Origin of the sequence: Aquabacterium sp. (assembly GCF_041915145.1) — a bacterium.
GTDB lineage: Bacteria > Pseudomonadota > Gammaproteobacteria > Burkholderiales > Burkholderiaceae_C > Aquabacterium.
In genome coordinates this window covers 22,790-35,042 of record NZ_JAYSBZ010000003.1, presented here as the reverse complement: position 1 = coordinate 35,042, position 12,253 = coordinate 22,790, and the positions used below count along the sequence as shown (strand labels likewise).

Below are 12,253 nucleotides of genomic sequence, written 5' to 3'. Positions count from 1 at the left end.
TTGTCGCGGCTCTTGCGCGTTTGGAGGATCTTCACGTGGCAGTGCATCCCATTGAATCCGCAGAACATGTCGACGTGCTGATCGTCGGCGCCGGCATCTCCGGCATCGGCCTCGCGCACTATCTGCAGAAGCAGTTGCCCGGCAAGCGTTACGCGATCCTCGAATCCCGGCAGTCGCTGGGCGGCACGTGGGACCTGTTCCGCTACCCCGGCATCCGCTCCGATTCCGATCTGCACACCTACGCCTTCGAGTTCAAGCCCTGGCGCAGCCGTCGGGCCATTGCCGGGGGCGACGAGATCATGGCGTACCTGCGCGAGGCGGCTGCCGAGGACGGCATTGACCGCAAGATCCGCTACGGCCACAAGGTGCGCAGCGCCGCGTGGTCGAGCCCAGACGCGCGCTGGACGGTCGAGGTCGAATTGCAAGACGGCGAGCGCAAAAAGCTGACCTGCGCGTGGCTCTTTGCCGCGTCGGGCTACTACCGTTACGACCAGGGCTACATGCCGGCGTTCCCGGGCCTCGAGCGCTTCAAGGGGCCGGTCGTGCACCCGCAGCAGTGGCCCGAGCAGCTCGACTACCGCAACAAGCGCGTCGTGATCATCGGCAGCGGCGCCACTGCGGTCACGCTGCTGCCCGCGCTGGCCGAGCAGGCGCAGCACGTGACCATGCTGCAGCGCACGCCGACCTATGTGGTGTCGTTGCCGGGGGCCGACCCCATCGCCAACCTGTTCAACAAGGTGCTGCCTGCCAAGTGGGCGTACGCCGCCACGCGCTACAAGAACATCCGCATCCAGCGCGTGTCGTATCACCTGTGCCAGACCTATCCGAACTTCATGCGCTGGCTGATCCGGCTGGGCAACAAGAAGATGCTGCCTGATGGCTACCCGGTCGACACGCACTTCAAGCCGCCCTACAACCCGTGGGATCAGCGCCTGTGCGCCGTGCCCGATGGCGACATGTTCAAGGCCATCAAACAGGGCAAGGCTTCGGTGGTGACCGACCACATCGAGACCTTCACCGAAACGGGCATCCGCCTGAAGTCGGGCCAGGAGCTGCCGGCTGACATCGTGGTGCCGGCCACCGGCTTCAACCTGCAGGTGTTCGGCGGCATCGAGATCTCGCTCGACGGCAAGCCGGTGGACATGTCGAAGTGCGTGGCCTTCAAGGGGATGATGCTGTCGGGCCTGCCCAACTTCGCCTTCATGATCGGCTACACCAACTCGTCGTGGACGCTCAAGGTGGGCCTGGTGGGCGAGCACTTCTGCCGCCTGCTGGCGCACATGGATCAGCGCGGCCACGCGGTCTGCACGCCGCAGCTGCCCACGTCCGACATGCCGACCCAACCCCTGCTGAACTTCGGCGCCGGCTACGTGCAGCGCATGCTCGACCACCTGCCGCGCCAGGGCACCGAGGGCGCGCCCTGGATCATGCAGATGCACTACCTCAACGACATCAAGATCCTGCGCGACGGCCCGGTCGAAGACCCCTGTCTGCGCTTCGAGCCGGCTGCGCCCGCCATGGTTGCCCGAATGGGCGCGGCGCGGATGGCGATGGGCAGTTGATCGTGCGTTGGCAGGTTGCGTTGCCGGCTGGCAGGTGTTGCGCCGACAATCCTGTGTGGCTAGCGACGCGAGAGAACGCACATGAAGACTTACGACATCGAAATCCAGCGCCTGAAATCAGCCAGGCATTTCAAGGGCCTGATCGAGCTCGGCGTGGACGTGCTGGTGCAGCCGCGTTCGGCGCGAGACGACGATGGCGTCACCAGTTGCCTGTCGCTGCCGGTGGACGACGCGCGCACCTTGCTGATCCTGCTCAGGCAGCAACTGGCCGAGCTCGACAAGCTGCAGCCGCGCAGCCGGCGCTCGGGTCGGTGCTGAGGCGCTGGCGTTCAAACGCATGAATGCCATGGCTGGGGCAGCCGAACCCGACGGTCAGCGTTTGGCGGTGATTGCCGAAGCGCTGTACCTCGCCAATCTGTTGCTGGCGCCCGGCATCGCCTTCGCGGCGCTGGTCTGGCTGTGGTTCAGGCACAAGGACGCCGCGCCGCCGCTGGCGCGTCAGCATTTGCGTCAGGCCACCTACGTCAGCGTGGTCGGCGGCGGGTTGATCGTGTGCCTGTCGGCCGGCCTGGTTGCCCTCGGTGGGCTGCATTGGCCGTGGACATGGGTGGTCGTGCTCACCTATTTCGTCTGCATCCACGGCGCGTTGGTGCTGTGCGGCATGTTCGCGCTGGCCAAGGCGATGGCTGGTCAGATGTGGCGCTACCCGCTCATCGGGCCGCAACTGACTGCGACGGACGAGGGGTGTCGGTAGACCAGGCTAAGGCTGCCGGGCCGAGCGTCGCGCCAGGTCGATGAAGGCCTGGAGGTAGTCGATGTCGAGATCCGCCTCGCGGGCGCCCAGGTGTATTTGCTTGCCTATGCCGCGCGGCCCCAGGCGAACGGCCACGAGGCCCATCTTCTTGGCGTATTCCTGCACCAGCCAGCGCGGCAGCGCGGCCACGCCCCGGCCGCTGGCGACCATCTGCAACATGATGTCGGTGGTCTCGATGGCCTTGTGCCGCCGGGGTGAGATGCCGGCTGGCATCAGGAACCGGGTGTAGATGTCGAGCCGGTCGGTGGGCACGGGATACGTGATGAGCACCTCGCCAGTCAACTGCCTCGGTTTGATGTAGCCCGCGTCGGCCAGGGGATGGTCGCGGTTCACCACCAGCACCTGCTCGTAGTCGAACACCGGCTCGAAGTGCAGCCCCGGCTTGTGCAGCGGGTCGGGCGTCACCAGCAGGTCGATCTCATAGCCGAACAGCGCGCCGATGCCGCCGAACTGAAACTTCTGCTTCACGTCCACATCGACGTCGGGCCACGCTGCAAGGTATGGCGAGACGATCTTCAGCAGCCACTGGTAGCAAGGGTGGCATTCCATGCCGATGCGCAGCGTGCCGCGTTCGCCCTGCGCGAACTGGTGCAGGCGTTCTTCGGCCAGAGCCAGTTGCGGCAGCACCCGGTTGGCCACCGCCAGCACGTATTGCCCCGCCTGCGTCAGCCGCAGGCTGCGGCCTTCGCGCAACCAGATGTCGATGCCCAATTGCTGCTCAAGCTTCTTCATCGAGTGGCTGAGCGCCGACTGCGTGAGGCACAACACCTCGGCGGCGGCGGTCAACGAGCCTTGCTTTTCGACCTCTTGCACGATGGCCAGGTGCATGCGCTCCAACATGATGAATGAGTGGATTTCATTGATTGTTGAATTAATACCATTTTACTTCATGGGTGTGCGTGCGTAGCCTTGCGTTCATTGTTGAAACAGCTATCGCATTGCTCATGACCACGACACACAACCTCGGCTTCCCTCGCATTGGCGCGCAGCGTGAATTGAAGTTCGCGCTGGAGTCCTACTGGAAAGGCGCGTCCACCCGTGATGACTTGCTGCTCTTGGGGGCGCGGCTGCGCCAACGCCACTGGGCCGATCAGGCCGGACTCGATCTCACACCGGTAGGCGACTTTTCGTTCTACGACCAGATGCTCGACATGAGTTTCACGCTGGGCAACCTGCCTGAGCGTGTGCGGGGCTTTCATGGCGACGTGCTCGACAACTACTTTCGCGTCGCGCGCGGTCGGTCGGCTCAAACGGCCGAAGCCCATGCCGGCTGTTGTGGCGGCGGGGTCGCAGCGGGTGAGATGACCAAGTGGTTCGACACCAACTACCACTACATCGTCCCCGAGTTCTCGGCGACAACCACCTTTCAGCTCGATGCCTCGCGTCTGCTGAGCCAACTGGCCGAGGCGCGGCAGCAAGGCTTGAACGCCAAGCCCGTGATCATCGGCCCGGTGACGTATCTGGCGCTGGGCAAGGCCAAGGACGCGTCTGACAAGCTGGCCTTGCTGGAGCGGCTGCTGCCCGTTTACGCGGAGCTGCTGGACGCGCTGGCCGCGCAGGGCGTGGAGTGGGTGCAGGTGGACGAGCCCATCCTGGTGACCGAGCTGGCTGCCGAGTGGCAACACGCCTTCAACCTGGCCTATCACCACCTCAAGAGCTGCCGCGTCAAGCTGCTGCTGACTACGTACTTCGGCCCGCTGGCCGAGAACCTCTATCTGGCCGCCAACCTGCCCGTGGCGGGCCTGCACCTGGACGCGATCAGCGGGCGCGACGACGTCCTGCCCTTGCTCAACCTGCTGCCCACGCACAAGGTGTTGTCGTTGGGGGTGATCAACGGGCGCAACATCTGGAAGACCGATCTCATCGCGACACTCGGTTGGCTGGAACCCCTGGCCGCGCGCCTGGGCGAGCGCTTGTGGATGGCGCCGTCGTGTTCGCTGCTGCATGTGCCGGTCGATCTGAACAGCGAGCAGCTGATGGACGCCGACGTGAAGTCGTGGCTCGCTTTCGCCGTGCAGAAGTTGGACGAGCTGCAGGTGCTGGCCACCGCCCTGAAGCTCGGCCGCTCGGCGGTGCAGACCGAGCTCGACGCCAACCAGGCCGCGATTCAGGCTCGCCGCAACTCGCGGCGCGTGCACAACCCGGCGGTCCAGGCGGTGGTGGCCCAGCTGACTGCCGAGCTGGGCCAGCGCAAGAGCCCCCACGCCCAACGCGCCGCCAAGCAGGCCGCCTGGCTGAAGCTGCCGGCCTACCCGACCACCACCATCGGCTCGTTCCCGCAAACGGCAGAGATTCGGCATGCGCGCAGCGAGTACAAGGCGGGGCGGCTTGACGAAGCCGGCTACCAAACCGCGATGCAAGCCGAGATCGCGCGCAGCGTGCGCGAGCAAGAGGCGCTGGGGCTGGACGTGCTGGTGCACGGCGAAGCCGAACGCAACGACATGGTCGAGTACTTCGGCGAGCAGCTCGACGGCTATGCCTTCAGCCAGTTCGGCTGGGTGCAGTCTTACGGTTCGCGCTGCGTGAAGCCGCCCATCTTGTTCGGCGACATCAGCCGCCCCCAGCCGATGACTGTTGTCTGGAGCCGGTATGCGCAGTCGCTCACCTCGCGTCCGATGAAGGGCATGCTGACCGGCCCGGTCACGATCTTGAATTGGTCGTTCGTGCGTGACGACCAACCGCGTTCGGTGTCGTGCTACCAACTGGCCCTGGCCATTCGAGAAGAGGTGCTGGATCTCGAAAAGGCTGGCGTGCGCGTGATCCAGATCGACGAGGCCGCGCTGCGCGAAGGCCTGCCCTTGCGCAAGGCTCAATGGCCTGTGTATCTGGACTGGGCCGTGGCGTCGTTTCGCATCGCCGCCAACGGCGTGGCCGACGAGACGCAGATCCACACCCACATGTGCTACTCGGAGTTCAACGACATCATCCAGGCCATCGCCGACATGGATGCCGACGTGATCACCATCGAGACCTCGCGCTCCGACATGGAGCTGCTCGATGCGTTCGACCACTTCAACTACCCCAACGAGATCGGCCCGGGCGTGTACGACATCCACTCGCCGAACATCCCGACGCAAGAGCACATCGTGCACCTGATGAAGAAGGCCGCCGAGCGCATCCCGGCCGAACGCTTGTGGGTCAATCCCGACTGCGGCTTGAAGACCCGTCAGTGGGCCGAGGTGATCCCGGCCTTGGCGAACATGGTGGCGGCGGCCCGCGCCTTGCGTCAGGCGGCTTGATTTCGCGCGGGACGCCGGCCGGCACGCCCGCGTGGCGAAGCGGCTCGAATCTGTCCAACAAGGATAGGATTCCCGTTTGCCGTTTACGGCGTCCTGAACGCGATCATCATGCCGCACTCCTCGCAGCCAAGCCCGTCACCGTATCCCCACCTGCTCCAGCCGCTGGATCTGGGGTTCACCACGCTGAAGAACCGCGTGCTGATGGGGTCGATGCACACGGGCCTCGAAGACGGCCGCGACCTCGGCAAGCTGGCCGCCTACTTCGGCGAGCGGGCCGAGGGGGGCGTGGGTCTGATGGTGACCGGCGGGTTCTCGCCGAACATCGCGGGCTGGGTGAAGCCGCTGGCCGGCCGCATGAGCAGCGCCTCGTCGGCGCGCCGCCATCAGGTGGTGACGCGTGCCGTGCACGAGGCCGGGGGCAAGATCGCCATGCAGATCCTGCACGCGGGTCGCTATGGCTATCACCCGTTGGCCGTGGCGCCGTCGCGCATCAAGTCGCCCATCTCGATGTTCACGCCGTTCGAGTTGTCGTCCGCCGGCGTGGAGCGGCAGATACGGGCCTTCGTGCGCAGCGCCGAGCGGGCCCGCGAGGCGGGGTACGACGGCATCGAGATCATGGGCTCCGAGGGCTACTTCATCAACCAGTTCCTGGCGCGGCACACCAACCAGCGTCACGACGCATGGGGCGGCGACTTCAGCCATCGCATGCGTCTGCCGGTCGAGATCGTGGCCCGCACGCGCGAGGCGGTGGGGCCCGATTTCATCGTGATCTATCGGCTGTCGATGATCGACTGCGTGCCCGGCGGCAGCACCTGGGACGAAGTCCGCCAACTGGGGTTCGCGGTGGCGCGCGCCGGGGCCACGCTCATCAACACCGGCATCGGCTGGCATGAGGCGCGCGTGCCGACCATCGCCACCAGCGTGCCGCGCGCGGCCTTCACCTGGCTCACGGCCAAGCTCAAGCGCGAATTCGAGGCGGCGGGCGTGGCCGTGCCGCTGGTCACGTCGAACCGCATCAACACGCCCGACACCGCCGAGGCCGTGCTGGCGCGCGGCGATGCGGACATGGTCTCGATGGCTCGGCCGCTGCTGGCCGATTCGCATTTCGTGGCCAAGGCCGCGGCTGGTCGCGCCGACGAGATCAACACCTGCATCGCCTGCAATCAGGCTTGCCTCGATCACGCCTTCAAGAACCAGGTCTCGAGTTGCCTGGTCAACCCGCGCGCCTGCAACGAGACGACGCTGAACTTCTTGCCGGCAGCGAGGGCCAGGCGCATCGCCGTGGTGGGCGCCGGCCCCGCCGGCATCACTGCCGCCACGCATCTGGCCGAGCGGGGGCACCACGTCGAGTTGTTCGATGCCGCCGCCGAGGTGGGCGGTCAGCTCAACATGGCGCGCCAGGTGCCGGGCAAGGAAGAGTTCGACGAGATGCTGCGGCACTTTCGCAAGCGCATCGAGATCACCGGCGTGCACCTGCGCCTGAACACTCGTGTGGACGCCGCCGCGCTGGACGGCTTCGACGAGATCATCGTGGCCACGGGCGTGACGCCGCGCGACCCGAGGATCCCCGGTCAGGACCACCCCAAGGTGCTGAGCTACCTCGACGTGCTGCGCCACAAGAAGCCGGTGGGCCGCAAGGTGGCCATCATCGGCGCGGGAGGCATCGGCTTCGACGTCGCCGAATACCTGGTGCACGACCGCGGACACCCGTCGCCCGCGCTGGACCTCGCGGCATGGATGCAAGAGTGGGGCGTCACCGACCCGGCCGACGCCCCGGGCGGCTTGCGCCCCGAGGGCCCCAGGCCCGTGCCCGCCGCGCGCGAGGTGGTGCTGCTGCAGCGCAAGAAGGGCAAGCTGGGCGGCGGCCTGGGCAAGACCACGGGCTGGATTCACCGCGCCGCGCTGAAGATGAAGCACGTCGAGATGATTGGCGGGGTGAACTACGAGCGCATCGCCGACGAAGGCTTGCTCGTGAGCTTCGGCGAGCAGCGCGAGAGGCCGACCTGGATCGCCTGCGACAACGTGGTGCTGTGCGCGGGCCAGGTGCCGTTGCGCGAGCTGGCCGACGCGCTGGCGGCGCAAGGGCGTTCGGTGCACGTCATCGGCGGCGCCTTCGAGGCCGGCGAGCTGGACGCCAAGAAGGCCATCGATCAGGCGGCGCGGCTGGCGGCAGCGCTCTGATGGCGTCGCGCGACGCAAAGACCAGAGACAAGAATCAAGCAACATGAGGCATGACTGAGGAAACCATGGCGAATCAAAGCAATACCTGCGTGTCTTACTCGCTGCAAGACGGCGTGGCGGTCATCCAGATGGACGACGGCAAGCGCAACGCGTTGCCGCCCGAGCGTCTGGCCGGGCTGAACGCCGCGCTGGATCGCGCCTTGGCCGATCGGGTGCCGGTGGTGATCACGGGCCGCGAGGGGACGTTCTCGGCGGGATACGACCTGAAGATCGTCAAGGCCGGCGGGTGGCGCGGGCTGGGAATGCTCGTCGCCGGGTATTCGTTGACGGCGCGGCTGCTGGCGCACCCCTACCCGGTGGTGATGGCGTGCAACGGGCACTCGCTGGCCATGGGGGTCTTCTTGATGGTGTCGGGCGACTACGTGATCGGCACGCGCGGCGACGGCCGCATCTCGGCCAACGAGGTGGAGCTCGGCATGAACATGCCTCGCGTGGGGGCGGCCGTGCTGCGGCAGCGTCTGGCGCCCCACGCGTTCCAGTCGGCGGTCAACCTGGCCAAGTGTTTCTCCACCGAAGAAGCGCTGGCGGCCGGGTTCTTCGACGAGCTGGTCGATGCGCCCGATCTGCTGCCCCGGGCGTATCAACTCGCGCGGCAGCTGGGCAAGCTCGACATGCGCGCCCATGCCGCGACCAAGCGTGCCGTGCGCGCCAGCGTCATCCGCCGCATTCGATGGTCGATTCCGCTCGATCTGGCCTACGCCGTTCGCCATGGCGTGCGGGCCATGCTGGCGGACAAGGGCTCGCGCAAGCCCGCAGCCTGAGCGCGGGCGCGCGGCCGGGTCGTCGAGTTGGCGTCACCGGCCGCCGAGCGCCCTCCAGCGCGTGGGGGTGGTTCCCGTCCAGCGCCTGACGGCCCGCGTGAAAGCGGTCTGGTCCGAATAACCCAGCAGCTGCGCCATGTCGGCAAACGAGAGGTTGGGGTCGCGCAGGTATTGCTCGGCCATCTGCCGCAGCACCGCTTCGCGCAGGCTCCTGAAACTCAGCCCTTGCTCGGCCAGCCGGCGATACAGCATGCGCGGGCCCAGACGCATGGCGCGAGCGACCTGATCCAGCTCGGGCATGCCGTCCTTGGCCAGATTGGCGACCAGGCGACGCGTCACCTCGACCAGATCGCCCGCCTCGGGCAGATGCGACAGCGCCGAGTCGACCTGGTCTTCCATGAGCTTGCGCAGCATCGGGTCTGGCTTGGCCAGCGGCATGCCCAGGCTGTCGAGCGGCAAGATCAGGCGCGACACGGGCTGGTCGAAACGCAAGGGGCAGCCGAAGAAGGTCTGATAGGGGCGGATCTGGCTGGGCCGCGGGTTGACGAAATCGACGCGCACCAGCGGCGGCGCCTGCCCGCACAGATCGCGCGACAGCTTGACGATGGCCGCGATGCCGGCCTCGTCGAACAGCGCTCCGGGCCTGCCGTGGGCGATGCCCCAGCACACCTCGACGTTCGGCCCCTCGACGCGGTGCTCGATCGGGTTGATGTCGTGGATCAGCCGGTGGTATTTCTCCAGGCGGATCAAGGCCTGCCCCAGGTTCTCGCACGACTGCATCACGTAGCCCAGCGCGCCGAACTGCGCGATGCGGGCGCTCTGGCCCAGATGCAGCCCCAGCAAGGGGTCGTCGAGCTGCACCGCGGCCCGCAGCAGCATCTGGCAGAAGCCCTCGGCGGGGCACTGCTCCAGGTCGCCGATCGCGGCCTGGCGGTAGGGGCTGTCGAGCACGCGGTCGAGCGCAACCCCGCGCTCGTGCAGGTAGGCCGCCAGCAAATGGACGAAGGTCAGCGGGACGCGGCCATGGACGACATCGCGCCTTTGCAGACGCTGGAGTTCGCTCGGCTTCATGGTCGAAATTGTCAAATTCGCCGTCAAAAAGGTCAAGACGACGCGTACCCGAAGCCCATAAGGTTGCGGCCGTGTTCGTGTCGATCGCGGTCGAGCCGGACGCGGATCATGGACTGCCCAGGAGCGCTTCTTTGCTGGATTTCGATTACGTCATCGTCGGGGCCGGATCAGCCGGGTGCGTGCTGGCCAACCGTCTCAGCGCCGACCCGCGATGCCGCGTGGCGCTGGTCGAGGCCGGTGGGCCCGACGACTCGCCGCTGATCCGCGCGCCGCTCGGGCTGGCCCTGCTCGTGCCCGGGCGGACCTACAACTGGCATTTCCACACCGAGCCGCAAGCCGAGCTGGGCGGGCGGCGCCTCTTCTGGCCGCGCGGCAAGGCGCTCGGCGGCAGCAGCTCGATCAACGCGATGCTCTACACGCGCGGCCACCCGACCGACTACGACGACTGGGCCGCCTTGGGCAACGAAGGGTGGTCCCACGCCGAAGTGCTGCCGTACTTCAGGCGCTCCGAAGGGCAACTGCGCGGCGCCGACGCGCAACACGGCGACAGCGGCCCGTTGACGGTCAGCGATCTGGGCGACGTGAACGACGTGAGTCGGGCCGCGCTCGAAGCAGGGTTGCAGGCCGGGCACGCGCCGACCGACGATTTCAACGGGCCCGAGCAGGAGGGCTGGGGCTGGTATCAGATGACGCGTCGCCACGGCCAGCGCTGCAGCGCGGCCCGGGCCTTTCTGGAGCCCGCGCGCGACCGGCCCAACCTGCGGGTCTTCGTCAAGGCGCTGACCACGCGCATCGAGCTGCAAGGGCGCCGCGCCACCGGCGTCGATCTCGTCCACGAGGGGCAACGCCTGAGCCTGCGCGCTCGCCGCGAGGTCATCGTCAGCGGTGGCGCGATCGGCTCGCCGCAGTTGCTGATGCTCTCGGGCATCGGGGCGGGGGCCGAGCTGCGCGAGGCTGGCGTGGCGCCGGCCCACGAGCTGCCCGGGGTGGGCAAGCATCTGCTCGACCATCTCGACGTGATGGTGCAGCACCGCTGCGTCTCCAAACGCACCCACGGGCTGGGGCTGGCCATGGTGCCGCGCGGCATCAAGGCGCTGTGGGACTACAACCTGCGCCGCCGCGGCATCATCTGCAATGGCCCGGTCGAAGTCGGCGGGTTTCTCAAGACATCGCCCGAGTTGCCGCGGCCCGATGTGCAGCTGCAGTTCATCCCGGCCATCATGCGCGACCACGGCGCGCGGCAGGTTCTGGGCTACGGCTACACCCTGCACATGTGCCAGCTGCGCCCCTGGAGCCACGGGCACATCCGCCTGGTCTCGCCGGACGCCACCCAGGCGCCAGCCATCCAGCCCCGTTACCTGAGCGACCCGCGCGATCTGCCGGTGATGATCGCCGGCGTGCGCCTGTGCCGCGAAGTCCTGTCGATGCCGGCGCTGCGCCCGCATCGCGGCGAGGAGCTTCTGCCCGGCGCCCGGCGGCGAGATGACGACGCCATCGCGGCCTACATCCGCTCGCACGCGGAAACCATCTACCACCCGGTGGGCACCTGCAAGATGGGCTCGGATCCGATGGCGGTGGTGGATGCCCGGCTGCGCGTGCACGGCCTGACCGGGCTGCGGGTGGTGGATGCATCCGTCATGCCCACGTTGATCGGCGGCAACACCAACGCGCCGACGATCATGATCGCCGAGAAAGCCGCCGACCTGATCCTGCAAGAGGCCGGCGCATGACGTTCGCTGCGCCCTCACCGCGCGCCTGGGCCCACGGCGTGCCGCGCTGCGTGTTCATCAGCGGCGGCAGCAGCGGCATCGGCCGCGAGCTGGGCATCCTGCTGGCGCGTTGCGGAGCCGACGTGGCCATCTTCAACCGCTCGCTGGCGCCGGGCGCCGTCGCGGCCATTCGGGCGCACGCCATCCGGCCGGACCAGCGCATTCGCTGCTACGCGGCCGACGTATCCGACGAGGCCGCCATCGCCAGCGCCGTGGAGCGCGCGGTGGCCGATCTCGGCTCGCCCGACCTGTGCATCCATTCGGCGGGCGTGTTGGCCGCGGCGCCGTTCGAGGAGCTCGACGGCGCCACCTTCACCCGCGTGATCGGCGTCAACCTGATCGGCGCGCGCCACTTCGCGTCGGCCGTGCTGCGCCACATGCGGCGCGGCTCGCATCTGACGCTGATCGCCTCGATGGCCGGCCTGGTCGGCAGCTTCGCGTACGCGGCCTACGGGGCCTCCAAGTTCGGCGTGGTCGGGCTGGCCGAGGTGTTGCGCATCGAGCAGCGCTTGCGCGGCATCGACATCAGCGTGTGCTGCCCGGCCGAACTGCCCACCCCCATGGTGACCGAGGAACGCAAGACCCTGCACCCGGCCGCCGCCGCCCTGAAGGACTTCGTGGGCACCATGCCGCTAGAAGCCGCCTGCGCCGAAATGCTGGCGGGCATGGCGCGCCGCCGTTTCATGATCGTGCCCGGCCTGATGCCCCGCCTGTCGGCCTGGTTCGCCCGCCACATGCCCGGCGCACTCCGCAAGATCAGCGACTTCGTGGTTGACCGCGCCATCGCACGCTGACC

At 67.6% G+C, this 12,253-nt stretch carries 10 protein-coding genes; 8 read left to right on the top strand and 2 right to left on the bottom strand.

Going from position 1 to position 12,253, the window contains the following annotated elements:
* Positions 1–35: 35 nt before the first annotated feature.
* From ACE3SS_RS01060 to ACE3SS_RS01050, 3 genes are all read left to right on the top strand, one after another.
* A complete protein-coding gene (locus ACE3SS_RS01060; RefSeq protein WP_374590372.1) occupies positions 36–1,562 on the top strand; it encodes a flavin-containing monooxygenase in 1,527 nt (508 codons plus the stop codon).
* Positions 1,563–1,643: 81 nt separating this feature from the next.
* Positions 1,644–1,880, top strand: a complete 237-nt coding sequence (locus ACE3SS_RS01055) for a hypothetical protein (protein ID WP_374590370.1) — start codon at positions 1,644–1,646, stop codon at positions 1,878–1,880.
* A gap of 19 nt (positions 1,881–1,899) precedes the next feature.
* Positions 1,900–2,316, top strand: coding sequence for a hypothetical protein (locus ACE3SS_RS01050; RefSeq protein WP_374590368.1), 417 nt, complete (start codon positions 1,900–1,902; stop codon positions 2,314–2,316).
* Between the two features lie 6 nt (positions 2,317–2,322).
* On the opposite strand, the gene ACE3SS_RS01045 is transcribed toward ACE3SS_RS01050, so the two are convergent.
* Positions 2,323–3,216, bottom strand: a complete 894-nt coding sequence (locus tag ACE3SS_RS01045) for a LysR family transcriptional regulator (RefSeq protein WP_374590366.1) — start codon at positions 3,214–3,216, stop codon at positions 2,323–2,325.
* Between the two features lie 104 nt (positions 3,217–3,320).
* Between ACE3SS_RS01045 and metE the strand changes: the two genes are divergently transcribed.
* From metE to ACE3SS_RS01030, 3 genes are all read left to right on the top strand, one after another.
* Positions 3,321–5,615: a 5-methyltetrahydropteroyltriglutamate--homocysteine S-methyltransferase gene (metE, locus tag ACE3SS_RS01040; protein ID WP_374590364.1), complete on the top strand. Its 2,295-nt coding sequence runs from the start codon at positions 3,321–3,323 to the stop codon at positions 5,613–5,615.
* Positions 5,616–5,723: 108 nt separating this feature from the next.
* Positions 5,724–7,796, top strand: a complete 2,073-nt coding sequence (locus ACE3SS_RS01035; RefSeq protein WP_374590362.1) for an FAD-dependent oxidoreductase — start codon at positions 5,724–5,726, stop codon at positions 7,794–7,796.
* Between the two features lie 50 nt (positions 7,797–7,846).
* The gene (locus ACE3SS_RS01030; protein ID WP_374590360.1) at positions 7,847–8,617 is read left to right on the top strand and encodes a crotonase/enoyl-CoA hydratase family protein; all 771 of its coding nucleotides are present in this window, start codon (positions 7,847–7,849) and stop codon (positions 8,615–8,617) included.
* Between the two features lie 33 nt (positions 8,618–8,650).
* On the opposite strand, the gene ACE3SS_RS01025 is transcribed toward ACE3SS_RS01030, so the two are convergent.
* Positions 8,651–9,688 (bottom strand): AraC family transcriptional regulator, encoded by a 1,038-nt coding sequence (locus ACE3SS_RS01025; protein WP_374590358.1) that lies wholly within the window; start codon positions 9,686–9,688, stop codon positions 8,651–8,653.
* Positions 9,689–9,819: 131 nt separating this feature from the next.
* On the opposite strand from ACE3SS_RS01025, the gene ACE3SS_RS01020 reads away from it, so the two are divergent.
* The gene (locus tag ACE3SS_RS01020; RefSeq protein WP_374590356.1) at positions 9,820–11,418 is read left to right on the top strand and encodes a GMC family oxidoreductase; all 1,599 of its coding nucleotides are present in this window, start codon (positions 9,820–9,822) and stop codon (positions 11,416–11,418) included.
* Positions 11,415–12,251, top strand: coding sequence for an SDR family NAD(P)-dependent oxidoreductase (locus tag ACE3SS_RS01015; RefSeq protein ID WP_374590354.1), 837 nt, complete (start codon positions 11,415–11,417; stop codon positions 12,249–12,251). The genes ACE3SS_RS01020 and ACE3SS_RS01015 overlap by 4 nt, the downstream gene beginning before the upstream one ends.
* Positions 12,252–12,253 lie beyond the last annotated feature (2 nt).

Bases quoted from the DNA above. Each gene is read 5' to 3' on its own strand.
- ACE3SS_RS01055 (WP_374590370.1), top strand. From the start codon at position 1,644: ATGAAGACTTACGACATCGAAATCCAGCGCCTGAAATCAGCCAGGCAT.
- ACE3SS_RS01050 (WP_374590368.1), top strand. From the start codon at position 1,900: ATGAATGCCATGGCTGGGGCAGCCGAACCCGACGGTCAGCGTTTGGCG.
- ACE3SS_RS01045 (WP_374590366.1), bottom strand. From the start codon at position 3,216: ATGTTGGAGCGCATGCACCTGGCCATCGTGCAAGAGGTCGAAAAGCAA.
- metE (WP_374590364.1), top strand. From the start codon at position 3,321: ATGACCACGACACACAACCTCGGCTTCCCTCGCATTGGCGCGCAGCGT.
- ACE3SS_RS01035 (WP_374590362.1), top strand. From the start codon at position 5,724: ATGCCGCACTCCTCGCAGCCAAGCCCGTCACCGTATCCCCACCTGCTC.
- ACE3SS_RS01030 (WP_374590360.1), top strand. From the start codon at position 7,847: ATGACTGAGGAAACCATGGCGAATCAAAGCAATACCTGCGTGTCTTAC.
- ACE3SS_RS01025 (WP_374590358.1), bottom strand. From the start codon at position 9,688: ATGAAGCCGAGCGAACTCCAGCGTCTGCAAAGGCGCGATGTCGTCCAT.
- ACE3SS_RS01015 (WP_374590354.1), top strand. From the start codon at position 11,415: ATGACGTTCGCTGCGCCCTCACCGCGCGCCTGGGCCCACGGCGTGCCG.